15 protein-coding genes and 1 pseudogene are annotated in these 15,756 nt (G+C 46.4%); 10 read left to right on the top strand and 6 right to left on the bottom strand.

Features of this window, described 5'->3' with window-relative positions; all coding sequences use genetic code 11:
* The 7 genes and pseudogenes from QE390_RS20335 to QE390_RS20365 all read left to right on the top strand — a co-directional run.
* Window positions 1-414 (top strand): annotated as a pseudogene (locus QE390_RS20335) (beta-ketoacyl-[acyl-carrier-protein] synthase family protein); the annotation flags it as partial.
* A complete protein-coding gene (locus QE390_RS20340; protein WP_307143559.1) occupies window positions 411-659 on the top strand; it encodes an acyl carrier protein in 249 nt (82 codons plus the stop codon). The pseudogene QE390_RS20335 and the gene QE390_RS20340, both read left to right, overlap by 4 nt.
* The gene (locus QE390_RS20345) at window positions 656-1,234 is read left to right on the top strand and encodes a 4'-phosphopantetheinyl transferase superfamily protein (protein WP_307143560.1); all 579 of its coding nucleotides are present in this window, start codon (window positions 656-658) and stop codon (window positions 1,232-1,234) included. The genes QE390_RS20340 and QE390_RS20345 overlap by 4 nt, the downstream gene beginning before the upstream one ends.
* Window positions 1,235-1,286: 52 nt before the next feature.
* Entirely contained in the window at window positions 1,287-1,745 is a 459-nt protein-coding gene (locus tag QE390_RS20350) for a (2Fe-2S)-binding protein (RefSeq protein ID WP_307143561.1), read from the top strand.
* Window positions 1,746-1,757: 12 nt separating this feature from the next.
* Window positions 1,758-3,920, top strand: a complete 2,163-nt coding sequence (locus QE390_RS20355) for a molybdopterin cofactor-binding domain-containing protein (RefSeq protein ID WP_307143562.1) — start codon at window positions 1,758-1,760, stop codon at window positions 3,918-3,920.
* 109 nt (window positions 3,921-4,029) lie between these two features.
* The gene (locus QE390_RS20360) at window positions 4,030-4,512 is read left to right on the top strand and encodes an ankyrin repeat domain-containing protein (protein WP_307143563.1); all 483 of its coding nucleotides are present in this window, start codon (window positions 4,030-4,032) and stop codon (window positions 4,510-4,512) included.
* Between the two features lie 11 nt (window positions 4,513-4,523).
* Window positions 4,524-6,119 (top strand): catalase, encoded by a 1,596-nt coding sequence (locus QE390_RS20365; RefSeq protein ID WP_307143564.1) that lies wholly within the window; start codon window positions 4,524-4,526, stop codon window positions 6,117-6,119.
* A gap of 70 nt (window positions 6,120-6,189) precedes the next feature.
* Here the strand turns inward: QE390_RS20365 and QE390_RS20370 are convergent, their stop codons facing one another.
* The 5 genes from QE390_RS20370 to QE390_RS20390 form a co-directional block, all read right to left on the bottom strand.
* Window positions 6,190-7,062: an SDR family oxidoreductase gene (locus tag QE390_RS20370; RefSeq protein WP_307143565.1), complete on the bottom strand. Its 873-nt coding sequence runs from the start codon at window positions 7,060-7,062 to the stop codon at window positions 6,190-6,192.
* Window positions 7,063-7,714: 652 nt separating this feature from the next.
* A complete protein-coding gene (locus tag QE390_RS20375) occupies window positions 7,715-8,032 on the bottom strand; it encodes a DUF3817 domain-containing protein (RefSeq protein WP_307143566.1) in 318 nt (105 codons plus the stop codon).
* Window positions 8,033-8,034: 2 nt separating this feature from the next.
* Window positions 8,035-8,499, bottom strand: a complete 465-nt coding sequence (locus QE390_RS20380; protein WP_307143567.1) for a hypothetical protein — start codon at window positions 8,497-8,499, stop codon at window positions 8,035-8,037.
* 4 nt (window positions 8,500-8,503) lie between these two features.
* On the bottom strand, window positions 8,504-8,869 hold the full coding sequence (locus tag QE390_RS20385; protein WP_307143568.1) for a rhodanese-like domain-containing protein: 366 nt from the start codon (window positions 8,867-8,869) through the stop codon (window positions 8,504-8,506).
* Window positions 8,870-8,928: 59 nt separating this feature from the next.
* The gene (locus QE390_RS20390) at window positions 8,929-9,546 is read right to left on the bottom strand and encodes a TetR/AcrR family transcriptional regulator (protein WP_307143569.1); all 618 of its coding nucleotides are present in this window, start codon (window positions 9,544-9,546) and stop codon (window positions 8,929-8,931) included.
* Window positions 9,547-9,771: 225 nt separating this feature from the next.
* On the opposite strand from QE390_RS20390, the gene QE390_RS20395 reads away from it, so the two are divergent.
* Window positions 9,772-11,031: an Hsp70 family protein gene (locus QE390_RS20395; RefSeq protein ID WP_307143570.1), complete on the top strand. Its 1,260-nt coding sequence runs from the start codon at window positions 9,772-9,774 to the stop codon at window positions 11,029-11,031.
* Window positions 11,032-11,081: 50 nt separating this feature from the next.
* Here QE390_RS20395 and QE390_RS20400 read toward each other — a convergent pair whose 3' ends face one another.
* The gene (locus QE390_RS20400; RefSeq protein ID WP_307143571.1) at window positions 11,082-11,471 is read right to left on the bottom strand and encodes a hypothetical protein; all 390 of its coding nucleotides are present in this window, start codon (window positions 11,469-11,471) and stop codon (window positions 11,082-11,084) included.
* Between the two features lie 329 nt (window positions 11,472-11,800).
* On the opposite strand from QE390_RS20400, the gene QE390_RS20405 reads away from it, so the two are divergent.
* Both QE390_RS20405 and QE390_RS20410 read left to right on the top strand, forming a co-directional pair.
* The gene (locus QE390_RS20405; RefSeq protein ID WP_307143572.1) at window positions 11,801-14,476 is read left to right on the top strand and encodes a PAS domain S-box protein; all 2,676 of its coding nucleotides are present in this window, start codon (window positions 11,801-11,803) and stop codon (window positions 14,474-14,476) included.
* A 97-nt stretch (window positions 14,477-14,573) separates the two neighbouring features.
* Window positions 14,574-15,593 carry a zinc-binding alcohol dehydrogenase family protein gene (locus tag QE390_RS20410; RefSeq protein WP_307143573.1) on the top strand — a complete coding sequence of 340 codons (1,020 nt, stop codon included), beginning with the start codon at window positions 14,574-14,576 and terminating at the stop codon, window positions 15,591-15,593.
* Window positions 15,594-15,756 lie beyond the last annotated feature (163 nt).

A 15,756-nucleotide genomic window follows, 5' to 3' on the forward strand; every position in this document is an offset into this window, starting at 1 on the left:
CGTCGATGCATTGAGAAAGCTCTTGAATCGGCAGAGGTTGAAGGTTCAGCCATAGATTTGATTGACGGTCATCTGACAGCGACGATCAAAGATGCGGCTGAAATTCTGGCCTGGACGCAGGCTTTGGGGCGGCAGGGGAGCGATTTCCCTTTTATTAACTCCCTGAAAGGCATGGTAGGGCATTGTTTGAGTGCAGCCGGAGCCATCGAAAGCGTGGCTGCGGTGTTGGAGTTACACCATGATTTTATGTACCCTTCGCTCAACAGTGAAGATCTTCACCCCGAAACGGCGGCCCTGATCTCGCCGGATCGGATTCCTCAACAAATGATCCGCCAGTCGGTTACTACCGTAGCAAAAGCCAATTTTGGTTTTGGAGACGTAAACGCCTGTCTGATTTTAAAGAAATATCCATGAACGAAGTAGAAGTAATCGAGCGACTCAAAACCATTATTAAGCCTTACGTGCAGGACACGCAAGCCTGGGAAGACCTTACCCCGGAAACCGATTTAATGAAAGATCTGAAAATCAATTCCGCCAATCTGGTGGATATTGTGCTGGACGTGGAAGAGGCTTATAACATCACCATTGATAACGAAGCCATGGAACGCATGTTAACCGTCGGGGCGGCCATGGATATTATCAGAGAAAAGCTGGCATGATTGATCTGGTGGACTGGGCTCAGGCAAAAGCAGATAGCCACTGGCGACGAAAAGGCTTTTTAGCGAAAGTTTTTTCGTCACAGGAACAGCAGCTTATTACTACCGCTGCCGATCCCGATGTCATGGTCTGGACACTCTGGAGTATGAAAGAAAGTGCCTATAAGTTATCGTTCATACAAAATCCCGTAAGGCGTTATGCTACAACGGCCCTTGTCTGTCAGATCAATAGCTTTGATGCAAAGTTCATGAGCGGGGAAGTCTATTATACCCAGCAACGCTTCTATACCCAGTCTTTTTTAAGGGATTCATACGTAGTAACAGTCTCCTCTCACACAACGGCTTTTCAGGAACCCATCATCGTCCCGTTTAGAAAGTCAGATTATACCAGTCAGCATGCAGCAATGCAGCAAAGCATCTGTTCGCACTTTTACCAACGGTTTGGTTCATCGGCGAAAATGACTCTAAGCCGAACCCCGGAAGGGATTATTTCTATTACTTCGTCGCATGGGCAACTCCTGGTTCCCTGCACGCATCATGGCCATTTCGGAGCTTTTCTCTTCATAGCCCAACGATAAAGAAATCGCTGGCCCGATCATTTTAGTTAAGCGAGTATCTAACCTCAAACGCATGAAAACGACGCTACAACTACGGGTGAACGGAGCCTCGCATACGCTTACCCTTGATCCGACTACTCCTTTATTATACGTCCTTCGCAATCAATTGCAACTTAATGGTCCCAAGTTTGGCTGTGGTTTGCAACAGTGCGGAGCCTGCATGGTGCTGCTGGATGGCAAAGCCCAGCCTAGCTGCATGATTGCCGTTGAGGTAGTTAAAAATCAGGAAATTACTACACTGGAAGGTATTGGGTCGGCCCAGAAACTTCATCCACTTCAGCAGGCTTTTATTGACGAACAGGCAGCTCAGTGTGGGTATTGTCTGAATGGAATGCTCATGTCAGCGGTTTCCGTATTAGCGGAAAATCCGAAAGCCGATGATGCCGCCATTCGGGAGGGATTGGAACGGGTGCTTTGCCGCTGCGGAACGCAGGCTCGTTTTTTGAGAGCGGTGAAACGAGTCATTCGATAAATGTCTGCCGCAATGAAAACCACGAGACGAACCTTTATGCAAAGCTTGGGCGTGCTAACGATTGGCTTTGCATTACCTTTTCCGGAGGCCGATGAGTTACCCGGAAGTTTAAAGAAAACGCCACAGGTAAATGCCTGGCTGGAGATTCTCGCCGACGGAAGCGTACGGGTTTTTACCGGAAAGATAGAAATGGGACAGGGGATTCGCACAGCCGTAGCTCAGATGGCAGCGGAAGAACTGGATCTTTCGATACACCAGGTAGAAGTAGTTATGGCCGACACCGAACGTACACCCAACGAAACCTATACGGCGGGGAGTGCTTCTATTGAGAATAGTGCCATAGCCGTTCGATATGCCGCAGCTATGGCTCGCCAGAAGCTGCTGGAACTGGCTGCTCAGCAGTTTCAAACGCAGGTGGATCGGCTGGAGATTAAAAAGGGAGTTATCCATTATAAAAGGCAGCAACGCCGTTTTTCAGAGGTTTTACAGGGACAGCAAATTCGGGATGAAGTACGAATGCCAGTACCCTTAAAGCCAAAGCATAGGTACGAGTGGGTGGGCAAACCCATACACCGGGGTGAAATTGAGAAAATGGTCAGAGCAGAAACCTGGTACGTGCAGGATTTACGTTTTCCCGGCATGCTTCACGCCCGCATTGCCCGCCCGCCTTCGTATGAGTCTCGGCTCCAGTCATTTAATGAAGCGGCTCTTCAAAAGCAATTTCCGGGTCTGAATAAGCCCATCGTTAATGGTAGTTTTATCGGAATTGTCGGACCGGATGAATTCGAGGTAACACAGGCTCAAACCTGGCTTAAAAACCAGATTCGCTGGTCAGAAGGTAAGCCATTACCCGCTCAGAAAGCGTTAGTTACCTATCTAAAATCATTGCCCGGGAAAACGGATAAAGTAACGCAACGCGGACAGGTTACCAGTAATGCTACCTGGAAAGCCCGATATGTGAAACCTTACCTGATGCATGGCTCCATTGGTCCTTCCTGTGCGGTGGCCTGGTATCAAAACAAAAAATTACAGATTTGGACTCACTCGCAGGGGGTGTATCCCTTGCGGGAAGCGATTCATCAGATGCTGGACTTACCGCTCGAACAAATTCACGTCATTGGCGTAGCGGGTTCCGGTTGTTATGGTCACAATGGGGCCGATGATGTCGCAGCTGAAGCGGCTTTGCTGGCCCTGGCTATACCTGATACACCCATTCGACTGCAATGGTCCCGAGAAGACGAACACGCCTGGGAGCCCTATGGAAGTGCCATGGTATTCGAAGTGGAAGCCCGGCTGGACGATCAGGGATACATCCAGGAGTGGAAATATGACCTCTGGTCGGATACGCACAGCACCCGGCCCGGCGGAAATCCCGAAAACTTACTTCCCGCCCGTTACCTCAAGAAAGCCTTTACGTCTAGCAAAAAACTGGAAGTAAACGGCGGCATGGTGCGTAATTCAGAACCTTATTATGCCATTGCCAATCTCGACATTACGGCTCATCGTTTCAGTGGTCCGCTGAGGGTATCCGCCCTGCGAAGTTTGGGAGGCTATGGAAATGTATTGGCCATTGAGTCATTCATGGACGAGCTGGCCGAAAAAGCCCGCAAAGATCCCTTCGATTTTCGGATCATGCACCTGAAAGATCATCGGGCCATCGAAGTGCTGAAGAAATTACAATTGCTCATTGAAAAAGAACCCGTTAGACCTAATGAAGGCATTGGTATTGCCTTTGCCCGGTATAAAAACACGGCGGCCTACTGTGCCGTAGCCGCCCGCGTCAGCGTTGTGCAAAGCTCTGTTCGGGTGCTCAAATTATGGGCCGTAATTGATGCCGGGGAAGTTATTAATAGCGATGGTATTAAGAATCAGACCGAAGGAGGAATGATTCAATCTGCCAGTTGGACCATTAAAGAAGAAGTAAAATTTGATACTCACCAACCCGTTTCCCGCGATTGGTATTCGTATCCAATTTTACGCATGAGCGAAATTCCTGAAGTCGAAGTAGAGGTCATTAATCGACCCGAAGAAAAGCCGCTTGGAGCCGGAGAAGCCGTTCAGGGACCCACCGCTGCTGCCCTGGCTAACGCGTATTACCGGGCTAGCGGGCACCGGGTAAGGGACTTTCCACTGCTAAAAGAAAGCTATCAGGAGCAGATCACACCCAACGATTAGCATGGTTTTGGCACGATTATTGGGCATTATTCAGGCAAGTAAAATCATTGATTTTCATCCTAGCATCTGTCCTTATCTCAACTTATAATCATACCTACTACGAGTGACTATGGATATTTTTGAATCAGCCCGAAAAAATAATATTGAAGCATTAAAAGCTAACCTTCAGGATACTCCGGTGGATGAACGGGACACGCGGGGAAGTACACCACTGATTCTGGCTGCGTATTACCAGCATCCAGAAGCCGTTACGCTCTTACTGGAATCGGGGGCTGACCCTGAGATACAAGACGGCATGGGCAATACCGCCTTGATGGGTGTATGCTTTAAGGGATGTACCGAAATTGCCCGCATTTTACTCGAACACGGAGCTAATGTAGACACGGTGAATGGAAACGGGGCTACGGCTTTAACCTTCGCCGCCACCTTTGGGCATAAAGATTTGGTGCAGCTACTGTTGGAGTACGGAGCCAATCCTTACGTTCAGGATCGTTTTGGAAAAAATCCCATCGATCATGCCATGATTCAGGAAAATGCCGAATGCTATGAAATGTTGGTAGCTTCTTTACAAACGAGCAAATCCTCTAATTAAATCAAATAACTATGAGTAATGAAAACGGTGCAGGTCAGAACGGTTCTGACGGCAAAAAAACCTTGACTACCCGACAGGGACATCCAATTACGGATAATCAGAACATCAGAACGGTAGGTAATCGTGGTCCGGCTACGATGGAAAACTACCAGTTCCTTGAAAAGATCTCTCATTTTGATCGCGAACGCGTGCCCGAGCGGGTAGTTCATGCTCGGGGAGCGGGAGCTCACGGCGTGTTTGAAGCTTACGGAACCGTAGGCGACGAACCCATTTCTAAATATACCCGAGCGAAACTCTTTCAGGAAAAAGGAAAGCAAACGCCGGTCTTTGTGCGTTTCTCTACGGTTATTCACGGGGGACATTCGCCGGAGACTTTACGAGATCCTCGTGGTTTTGCAGTTAAGTTCTATACCGAAGATGGCAACTGGGATCTGGTAGGTAACAACCTGAAGGTATTCTTCATTCGGGATGCCATGAAGTTCCCGGATCTGGTGCATGCTTTCAAACCCGATCCCTTAACCAACCAGCAGGATGGGGGACGTATTTTTGATTTCATCAGCGGTACGCCAGAAGCTCTGCACATGATTACCTTCCTGTTTTCACCCTGGGGGATTCCGGCCAACTACCGGCAAATGCAGGGTTCAGGCGTAAACACCTATAAATGGGTGAATGCGGAAGGGGAAGCAGTACTGGTGAAGTACCACTGGGAGCCATTACAGGGTATTAAAAACCTGACGCAGCAACAGGCGGAGGAAATTCAGGGCAAGAACTTTAACCACGCCACTCAGGATCTGTACGAAGCCATCAAAGATGGCAATTACCCTGAATGGGAGTTATTCGTACAAATCATGAGCGACGATGACCATCCAGAGCTGGATTTTGATCCGCTGGATGATACCAAACTCTGGCCTCAGGATCAATTCCCCTGGTTACCTGTAGGAAAAATGACGCTGAACCGTAATCCAGAAAACTACTTTGCTGAAGTAGAACAGTCCGCTTTCGGAACGGGAGTACTGGTAGATGGGCTGGATTTTTCGGATGATAAAATGCTTCAGGGCCGGACGTTCTCGTATTCTGATACCCAGCGGTACCGGGTCGGAACCAATTATCTACAACTTCCTATCAATGCCCCTAAAACCCATATTGCGACCAACCAGCGGGATGGACAAATGGCTTATAGTGTTGACGCCGCTAAAGGAGCAAATCCGCACGTAAACTACGAACCTTCCCGACTGAATGGACTCAAAGAAGCTCCGAAGGCGGGTAAAGATTACGAACCTCATTATTCTGCGAAATTGGTTCGTCAGAAAATTGACCGTCAGAATAATTTTGCTCAGGCTGGCGAACGTTACCGTACGTTTGAAGACTGGGAGCGGGAAGATTTGATTACTAATCTGGTCAATACATTGGCTTCGGCCCACGAAGAGGTGCAAAAGAAAATGGTAGAACTCTTTTATCAATGCGATGAAGACTATGGTCGTCGGGTTGAAGAAGGCTTACAAGCCGTTGCGGGTCAGGGCATTCAGAAAGGCCCCATCGGTACAACTTCTACCTTAGAAGCCGCTCATTCTGCTGAAGAGCAGGGACATGAGGCCAAGCCTTATTAATTGATTAACCAAAAGTGTATGGGTAAAAGAGCTGGATTTTTAGTCCAGCTCTTTTGCGTTACCTGATCCATTACTTCCCGAAAACAGCCCGATAATCGTTCGCAAAACGACTAAAAGGAGAAGCGGATTGCCCGGTTACTTCTGCTACGGTAGGTGTAACCAGTGATGCTTCACCGCGACTGTAATGAGCATAATCTTCTATAAGTCCGGCCGCCTGCCATTCCGGAAAACCTACTTCCAGTAAGGCCTGATGCATGACTTCAGGCTCCACATCTACGTAACGAATCTCTTTACCTACAGCCCTTGAAAGTTCAGCGGCCATTGCGGTATGAGTCAGGGCCTGTGGTCCAGTTAAGGGATAGATTTTCCCAGCGTGCCCATCTTCCGTTAAGCAACGAAAAGCGACTCGGGCAATGTCCCGAATGTCAATCACACTGACGGGAGCGTCTCCAGCGGAGGCAAAAAACATTCCCTTCGTCTGAATAACGTCTTTAAAGCCCAGTAAGCCCTGCATAAAAAGGTTAGGGCGTAGGAAGGTATACGAAATCCCAGCGTCTTGTATCGCCTTTTCAACGATGGCGTGGTAACGTAGAAAACGGACGGGAGAATGAACCTCGGCGGCAAATTGGGAAAGTTTGACCAACTGTTTGAGGCCCGTTTGCTGGGCTGCAGCTACGAAAGCTAACTGTTGTTCTTCTGCTTTGGCGGAAGAATTAGTGAGTAAAAAGGCTCGATCGATGCCTGTTAAGGCTTTTTCTAAACTTTCTGGTTCATTAAAATCACCGATAACCACTTCTACCGAAGGAACTGACTTCCAGACTTCAGCTTTTTCCAGTGATCGAACCATGACTCGGAAAGAATAGCCTTTTTGTTGGAGCAATGTAGTTAACTCCAAACCAATGGTGCCCGTAGCACCAGTTATTAATAAGGATGGCGTTTGCATAGGATGTTTTTATTTGAACACCCCAAAATTCTGCAAAGTATGATTTCAGAAATTGTAAGAAAACGAAAGGGGAACTATAGAAATGTCATTTATGCTTACCGCTGTCATCCGGCTCTATCCGATGTTAGTAAGGAAGTTTTTGATTGGGAAATAGTTCTGAAAGCAGCGATTGGTTTCCATCCTACCGGCATGAGGCTAAGACCTGGGGAATAGAAAAATACCTTAACGCTGTCAGCTTTTTTGCTGGCAGCCTTCTCATTATAACCGCTATCCCATCTGTCATTTCGAACGAAGAGAGAGACCTTACCAGAGATGATTACATATTCGCCAAAAGTATGAAGCTTCCCTCCTGACAGATTGCTACGAAACAGAAGTAAGTTCCTTCGCTTCGCTCTGAATGACAGGAAGGAGTTTAATAAAGACACGCAGTTAATTAACCGCAGTCGCTCGGCTCTGCCGAGTGACTGCATAGCTGTAGGCCTCTGGCCGTCTCAGGTAAAAGGTTAAGAGGTATTAAAGTGCTTTTGATACCTTCTTCAGAGGCTTACATTCTACTGCCTAAGTCAGGCGACTGTGGAAGAGGACTTGTCTACGTCATTCGATAACTAGATAAGATCCTTCACTCTGGATAACCAAAGAAATAAGGTAATTGTCAAGACTGAGCTTCCTGCAAGGGAGATAAAATGGTGCGGTCCACGTAAAAGGTTCCAAAGGGAATGATGCAGGCCAGCAGTACCTTCCAGGTGGTTTCGGTAAATTTCCAGCGGTATTCAATGCCTACACTAATCGTATTCATGATAAACAGCAGAAACAGAATGCCGTGAACAGGGCCAATGGCTTTTACTAATGAAGGATCATGGTTAAGATACTTCATCGGCATGGCAATTCCGAGAAGAGCCAGAAGCGAGAGTCCTTCAAGTAGAGAAATCAGGCGAAGGCGGCCAATATTGGTAGTGATGAATTTAAGCATAATTAAAAAGAGCGTAAGTAAGGACGATTAACCAGGGGAGAAAAAGGCCAGGGAATGGCTATAAAAATAAGAAGTAAACCTATTGAAAACCAGATTACCATTGTTCTAAACTTTGCCAAATCACTTGGTTGTCGCTTGGCTAGGGCAGAGCCAACGGTAATTACAACAATCGCAAGCGTCATAAGGCTGATGTGCATCCACCCAAAAAAGGGAATATCCAGTGGGACTTCCGATTGCGAATCACCCGAGCGAAAAATGGCCACTAACGGGCTCTGAAAGTACAGGAGAAAACCAATCATGAGCTGGATATGGGCAAAAGTTGCGGTGATGTGTCGGAGCCTGTAATCGGTTTTACTGAATACATCTGCCCGAAACCAGCCTTGGTATCCCCGCACCAGAGCTGTCAATAAACTGAGTACTACCAGCCAGCGAACAAAAGAATGGAGGACTAATAAAGTTGAGTACATGTAGTTAACGTTGAGAAGGGGGCAGTCGTTGGGCAAGGTCATTCATGGCCCCGCCGTTGTGGACCTGCATGAATCCTCTGGCTTTCAGAATGGAAGCGGCTTTGATACTTCGTAAGCCATGGGAGCAGTAGGTGACGACAGGTTGATTCTTGGCAAAAGGAATGTCAGCCTCCCGAATCGTTCCCAGCGAAATGTGAATAGCTCCCGGCAAATGCCCTTTGGCAAATTCCCGGGCCGTTCGTACATCCAGAATCACGGCTCCGCTGCTGAGTATTTCATCCATATTTTTCTCGAGATGCCATCGACTATAGACTTTATAGAAAGCATAACAGAGGCCCGCGAAGCCCAGCGTGATGAGGATAACTTTCATAGGAAATTCCATTTGTGGAATAAAACATACTAAATGGTATGTTTTTAGTGTAAATTTTTTTAAGTCAGGTTAGCCAGGTAGGCTTTCAATTCTTTCAGATAAACCGGGTAACAGGCTGGACCGAGGAGTTTTCCCATGTTTCTAACGCCGTTGTAACTCATCATGATAAAGATGGAAACGTGCTTGGCATCAACGTCTTCGCGAAGGTGCCCGTTTTCAATTCCGCGTTGCAGCGTAACCTGAATGGCTCCCTGACATTCCTTCGAAATTTCCATTAATGCTTCTTTGAATAAAGCGTTAACGGGAGACATTTCATCAATCAGATTAACTGCCGGGCAGCCATAGGCTGAATTGAAAAAAGGATCCTTTAATAATAGGTAATGCATCATGTCATAAATCGAATCCAGCGGATTTTTGGAATCGGTTAGAGGAGTAATAATGGCTGCCTGCATTCCCGGAGCCAAGAACTCCCGGATCATGGCTAGCCCCATGTCCTCTTTATTTTTGAAATGATAAAAAAAAGCACCTTTCGTTACCTGCGTCGTAGCGATGATTTCATCGATGCTGGTGGCCTGAAAGCCTTTTTGATAAATCATTTCAAAGGCTTTGTAAAGAATATTCTGCCGGGTCTGAGCCGCCTTGGACATATCGTAGTCTGCTTTTGGAAAGACAAACATACTGACTGGTATGTTTTTGACAAACCCGTTTCTGAGTTATGTGATGAACGGTAAAGAATTACCTGAAAAATGCAGCAGAACACGAAAAAACAACAGGAAAGATACACAACTCAAATAAAGGTGCTATATTGGAAGTTTTCTCCATTTGTAAAATGAAAGGCAGCCCAGCAGTCAGAGCGAAGATTCGAACCGATGGGCCTGGGTACATTAGCGAATTACATAGGTATGACTTCCCTTTCCTGCGGAATTGATTTTGGTACATCCAACTCCAGTATTGCCCTGGCAGCCGGGCAAAATATTCACTTAGTACCTGTAGAAAATGGCTCGGTAACCATGCCCAGTGCATTGTTCTTCAATCGGGACGAGAAGAAAACGTATTATGGTCGGGCGGCCATGCAAAATTTTCTCAATAAGGAACAAGGCCGATTGATGCGAAGCCTGAAGCGAATTCTGGGTACGCCCATTATGAAGCAGGGAACGTTCGTGCATGGCCGATTTATGAATTTTTCGGACATCATTGGGTCTTTTATTAATCAGTTGAAAGTCAAGGCTGATGAAGAAGCCGGATTCCCACTGACAAAAGTAGTAATGGGGCGTCCGGTACATTTTATTGACCAAGATCCGGCGTCTGACCGTCAGGCACAGACGGAATTAGAGGCCATTGCCCGGAGTATTGGCTTTGAATTCGTTGAATTTCAATACGAACCCATCGCAGCGGCCTTTGCCCACGAGGTTACTATTTCCGGTGAGAAACTGGCTTTAGTCGTGGATTTGGGAGGGGGTACATCAGATTTTACGGTCATCCGTCTGTCTAATAAGTATCTAAACAAAACCAATCGTTCTTCGGATATTTTGGCGAATACCGGGGTTCGGGTAGGTGGCAATGACTTCGATAAAGCCCTCAGTCTGGCTGAAATTATGCCAGAAATTGGCTACAAAACCACGTTTGGACCTAATAAGCTGGATGTTCCGCTCAAGCCTTTCCACGATTTATCGGAATGGAGTAAGGTTAACTTCCTGTATAATCCGAAAATGATTTTACAGGTTCGAAATACGCTGGGACAGTCGCAGGATAAAACCCGCTACGGTCGGCTACTGAAAGTGCTGGAACAGGAATCCGGCCATACCTTACTGGCGGCTGCCGAGCAGGCTAAAATCGAACTGACGCATGAGTTGGAACATACCATGTCTTTCGATTTTCTAGAATCGGGTTTTGAAATCGTTACCCAGCGTTCGTCTTTTGAAACCGCCATTACTAACGATATTCAAAAGATTACGGCTTCCGCCAATGAATGTCTGAGTCAGGCTGGAGTAAAGCCCGATGCGATCAATCTGATTATTCTCACGGGCGGTTCTACGGAAGTGCCCGCTGTGCAGCAGACCTTCCGAAATTTATTCCCGCAAGCCGACATTGCCGATGAAAACAAACTCTCCAGCGTTGGATTAGGGCTGGCCTTTGATAGTAAGAATAAATTTGGTGCCTAAATAAAAAAGCTACTCCCGTACGATCAGGAGTAGCTTTTTTCAAGGGGTTATTATTGACGAACGGCATCGATCTGAACGAGCGTATTGTCTCTTTTGATTAAATACATTCGCATTTTATCATGCTGGATGGTAGCGGCATTTTCATCATCCATGATGAGTGTGATGCCCTGCCCGCCACTGGATAAAGTTCCTTCACTTTCAAAAGAAGGGATTCCGGTTAGGGAGTCCATTTCAGCAATGACTTTGACATGTGAGGCATCAATGGGCTGTAAGGCAATATGAGTTTTAGGTCGGTTGGCAGAAATAGCTACTGCTTTGCCGTTGGAGGTAACATGCGTGGTAGTATAAACGCCTTCCACGCGAGAAGCGAGGTCTTCGTCATCCGGCGAACAGGCCGTGACTCCTAATATAAGTAGAAATAAGAAAGAATAAATTTTCATGGCAAAGTAAATCGATGGAGAGTACAAAGGTAACGAGGCGGACGAATGATAAGTGCTCTTATTGCTGATAAAATTGATTTATTTATGATAGGGTGTTTCATTAATCGTTTCATTATTAGTTATTTATAATTAAACAAATGATTAAAAAAATAGGGCTAAGATTAGGAATGCTAGGTCTATAATTCAAGTAAGTGCATGTGCTATGCTTGAATGAAAATAAAAATGTTACCCTCGAAACACGAGACCAATTCGTAGGTTATTACCTTAAACGCAAGATTTGCCCCGCCTTTAATAAGAGCAGATTATTATCACTGATGAGCCGCAGCGATATGAACCCGAACCAACAGGACAAAGCAGACCCTTTCATGCTTTGGACCTGGGATATAGAAAGCAATACGTTTCAGTATAGTCAGGAGTTAGGAAGTCCGTATAACCAGAGCCAGCAGCTTGACTGGTCTGCCTGGCTGGGACGTATCCATCCCGATGATCAAAGCCGGGTGAGTAAGGCCTGGCAGGAGTTACCGCTGAGCTGGCAGGATGAACTTTCCTTTTTAGGAGTTAACCACCTCTATTACCGAGTCAAGGCTCAGGCTCAGCTTTGGACTGAAGCTGGAAAACCAGTTCGAATGGTTGGGTCTTTTCAGGAGATTAAAAAGGAACCAGAAAAGGCGATACCGGAAGAAGAGGAGTATTTGCATTTTGCTTTAATGTCGGCTGGGCTTGGTACCTGGGATTTTGATCCGATTAGTGAGATTGTTCGCTGGGATGAGCGATGCAATAAGTTACATGGCTTTGCGAAAGGTACTGTGGTAACGTATGCTGAAGTACTTGCTTACATACATCCAGAGGACCGATCCAGAGTTGAAAAAGCCGTCAGTCGTGCCCTTGATCCGCGTTTCCGGGATACTTACGATATTATTTTTAGGACCATTGGGGCAGAAGACGGTCGTCTTCGCTGGCTGCATTGTAGGGGCCAGGCCTATTTCAATGAGCAGAACCAACCCTACCGTTTTTCCGGCACGACCCAGGACGTAACGGAACAAACGGTTAAAGAAGGGGTTTTCAAAGCCATTGAACAGAAGTATCAGTCCGTTTTCACGGGTGCCGAAGTGGGCATCGCCATTTTAAGTACCGACGGATTTTTCCAGCTCGTTAATCCCGCGATGGCAGCGTTTGTGGGGTATCAAATCGGAGAACTCCTGGGGAAACATTTTAAAATGATCACTCCCCTCGAAGAAATAGAGCGAGACGAACGAGTGGCTCAGGAGTTGTTTCTTGGCATTCGCAGGGCTCGCACCGTTGATAAACGCTATCTTCATAAAAATGGGAGTCTGGTTTGGGGACGACTGACGGTGTCATTAATCCGTTCCGAGTCTAATGAGCCCGTCAGCTTTGTTGCTATTGTTCAGAAAATCACGGAAGAAAAGGAAATTCAACTGGCTCTTCAAGACAGTGAGAGACGATTCCGAAACCTGGTAATCGACACCCCAACGGCGACGGTTGTCTTTACGGGGCGGTCCATGAAAATTGAAGTAGTAAATGACGCCATGCTTCAGATTTGGGGAAAAACATTGAAAGAGGTGCAGGGGAAAATTCTGCATGACGTCATGCCCGAACTGATAGACCAGCCTTTTCTGGAGTTATTACAAAACGTATATGATACCGGAATTCCCTATCGGAATCCTGAAGGGAAAGCCAATATTATGGTGGATGGCGTCCTGAAAACGTCCTGGTTTAACTTCTCCTATAATCCCGTATACGATGCGGATGGTCGTATTTACGGAGTTATTAATACTGCTACGGATGTAACCTTTCAGGTAGCGGCACGCCTTCAGATTAAAGAAGCCGAAGAAAATCTTCGTTCGGCTGTAGACATTGCCCAGTTAGGTACCTGGAGTTACAACCCGCTGACTGACCAGGTATATTATTCTGATCGCATAAAATCCTGGTTTGGTTTCTCGGAAGAGGATCTGGAAATCAAGGATGCCTTATGTGCGGTACATTTGAAAGACCGGGAACGGGTGAAAAACGCTATTGCCCGTGCGTTACTTCCCGAATCGGACGGTATTTATGATGAAGAATATACCGTAGTTAATCAGGTAACCGGCGAGGAGCGAATTCTTCATGCCAGAGCTCATGTACTTTATAATGAGCAGTGCGAAGCTTACTTATTAACGGGTACGGCTCAGGATATTACTCCTTTAAAACAACTGGCAGAAGAGCTGGAACGGCAGGTAAAAGAACGAACCCTGGCTCTTAATCGTATGAATCTGGATTTACAGCAAACCAACGCCAGTTTGGAGCAGTTTGCCTATGCTGCCAGTCACGATTTACAGGAGCCGTTACGTAAGATCCAGTCCTTTATTTCCCTGATTGAAGTTCATGAAAAAAATCATCTTACCGACCGGGGTAAGGTGTTATTAGAGCGAATTCAGGCGTCCTGCCAACGCATGACAACGTTAATCAGAGACTTACTTTCCTTTTCACAATTAAGTAATGATCAGCTTCAATTCAGTTCTGTCAACTTAAATCAACTGATTAAAGATGTTTTACTGGATCTGGAATTGAGCATTCAGGAAAAGAAAGCGAGTTTTATCATGGATGACTTACCTTTCGTACGGGGAAATGCTCAGCAGATTGCCCAGTTACTCCAAAACCTGTTGACCAATGCTCTGAAATTTTCGCATCCTGACCGACCCATTCAGATAAACATCAGCGGCGGGAAATTGGAAACCCCTGCAAATTTGCCTCTTTTGCAAGCCGATACATCCTATATCTGGCTGAAAGTAGAGGACAACGGAATTGGGTTTGAGGAAGAATATAGCGAAAAAATATTCCAAATGTTTCAGCGACTGCACAGCCGCGATCAATACGCCGGAACGGGAATTGGCCTGGCCTTATGCCGAAAAGTGGTAGAAAACCATCGGGGTTATATCGAAGCTCACAGTGTGCTGGGGGAGGGAGCTACCTTTACTATTTATTTACCCTCAGACTCCCAGTCATAGCTTTACCCAATTTTGAAATGATAGGATAAGTTTATGAAACTTTACCGGGTAGGAGCTTCCTACTTTTGTCTTATTATTTTATACCTCTGAAATAGATATGCGAACGCTTGTTTGTACCACCCCCGGAAGATTCGATTATCAAACAGCTCAGGAACCGGAATTGCAACCCGGACATGCGTTGATAAAAATTAAAAGAATTGGTATTTGCGGTACTGATCTACATGCCTACGAAGGCACACAGCCTTTTTTCAATTACCCCAGAATTTTGGGACATGAACTCTCCGGTGAGTTAATCGATGCCGATCAGGCTCCCGGTTTTGAAAAAGGCGAACGGGTAACGTTTATTCCTTACTTTAACTGCGGCACTTGCATTGCCTGTCGTTCGGGTAAGCCCAATTGTTGCACAACTATCAAAGTAGCTGGTGTGCATATTGATGGCGGCATGTCCGAATACGTTAGTGTTCCTTCGTATTCGCTCGTGCATGGCGAAGGTCTGAGCTATGAAGAACTGGCCTTGGTAGAACCTCTGGCCATTGGTGCCCACGGCGTACGGCGTGCGGACATTCAGCCGGGTGAATTTGTGCTGGTGGTTGGAGCTGGTCCCATTGGTTTGGGGATCATGGAGTTTGCCCGAATTGCGGGTGCTCAGGTCATTGCTCTGGATATTAACGAAGATCGGCTGGCGTTTTGCCGGAAAAATCTAGGCGTGCTCCATACGGTCAATGCCCTATCCGATGACGTTGAGTCGCAGATCCGGGAATTAACGAATGGGGATATGCCCACAGTTGTTATTGATGCTACCGGAAGTTTGAAAGCGATCAATAATGGATTTCAGTATATGGCTCACGGAGCCCGTTACGTGTTGGTAGGTTTGCAGAAAGGTGAACTTGTGATTTCACACCCGGAATTTCATAAACGTGAGGCTACGTTGATGAGTAGTCGCAACGCCACACGGGAAGATTTCGAGCACGTGATTGACAGCATGAAAAAAGGGCTGGTTGATCCAAAAACATACATTACCCATGAAGTCAGCTTCGATGAGGTAAAAGAAGAATTCCCAAACTGGCTGAATCCAGCGAATGGCGTTATTAAAGCGATGGTTTCTGTTGAGTTTTGAGTTTTGAGCGGCCGTCGCTACGGTTTTGAGTTTTGAGTTTTGAGTTTTGAGTTTTGAGTTTTGAGTTTTGAGTTTTGAGTTTTGAGTTTTGAGTTGGAAAGAGAAAACCTGTAAAGTTAGACAAGACGTTTTGAAATGGGAGATATAACCCCGGAGGGGTTGA

This window comes from Siphonobacter sp. SORGH_AS_1065 (assembly GCF_030818595.1).
Lineage (GTDB): Bacteria > Bacteroidota > Bacteroidia > Cytophagales > Spirosomataceae > Siphonobacter.

What these genes read in the sequence shown, in the direction of transcription:
- QE390_RS20340 (WP_307143559.1), top strand. Translation starts at nt 411, where the DNA reads ATGAACGAAGTAGAAGTAATCGAGCGACTCAAAACCATTATTAAGCCT.
- QE390_RS20345 (WP_307143560.1), top strand. Translation starts at nt 656, where the DNA reads ATGATTGATCTGGTGGACTGGGCTCAGGCAAAAGCAGATAGCCACTGG.
- QE390_RS20350 (WP_307143561.1), top strand. Translation starts at nt 1,287, where the DNA reads ATGAAAACGACGCTACAACTACGGGTGAACGGAGCCTCGCATACGCTT.
- QE390_RS20355 (WP_307143562.1), top strand. Translation starts at nt 1,758, where the DNA reads ATGAAAACCACGAGACGAACCTTTATGCAAAGCTTGGGCGTGCTAACG.
- QE390_RS20360 (WP_307143563.1), top strand. Translation starts at nt 4,030, where the DNA reads ATGGATATTTTTGAATCAGCCCGAAAAAATAATATTGAAGCATTAAAA.
- QE390_RS20365 (WP_307143564.1), top strand. Translation starts at nt 4,524, where the DNA reads ATGAGTAATGAAAACGGTGCAGGTCAGAACGGTTCTGACGGCAAAAAA.
- QE390_RS20370 (WP_307143565.1), bottom strand. Translation starts at nt 7,062, where the DNA reads ATGCAAACGCCATCCTTATTAATAACTGGTGCTACGGGCACCATTGGT.
- QE390_RS20375 (WP_307143566.1), bottom strand. Translation starts at nt 8,032, where the DNA reads ATGCTTAAATTCATCACTACCAATATTGGCCGCCTTCGCCTGATTTCT.
- QE390_RS20380 (WP_307143567.1), bottom strand. Translation starts at nt 8,499, where the DNA reads ATGTACTCAACTTTATTAGTCCTCCATTCTTTTGTTCGCTGGCTGGTA.
- QE390_RS20385 (WP_307143568.1), bottom strand. Translation starts at nt 8,869, where the DNA reads ATGAAAGTTATCCTCATCACGCTGGGCTTCGCGGGCCTCTGTTATGCT.
- QE390_RS20390 (WP_307143569.1), bottom strand. Translation starts at nt 9,546, where the DNA reads ATGTTTGTCTTTCCAAAAGCAGACTACGATATGTCCAAGGCGGCTCAG.
- QE390_RS20395 (WP_307143570.1), top strand. Translation starts at nt 9,772, where the DNA reads ATGACTTCCCTTTCCTGCGGAATTGATTTTGGTACATCCAACTCCAGT.
- QE390_RS20400 (WP_307143571.1), bottom strand. Translation starts at nt 11,471, where the DNA reads ATGAAAATTTATTCTTTCTTATTTCTACTTATATTAGGAGTCACGGCC.
- QE390_RS20405 (WP_307143572.1), top strand. Translation starts at nt 11,801, where the DNA reads ATGAACCCGAACCAACAGGACAAAGCAGACCCTTTCATGCTTTGGACC.
- QE390_RS20410 (WP_307143573.1), top strand. Translation starts at nt 14,574, where the DNA reads ATGCGAACGCTTGTTTGTACCACCCCCGGAAGATTCGATTATCAAACA.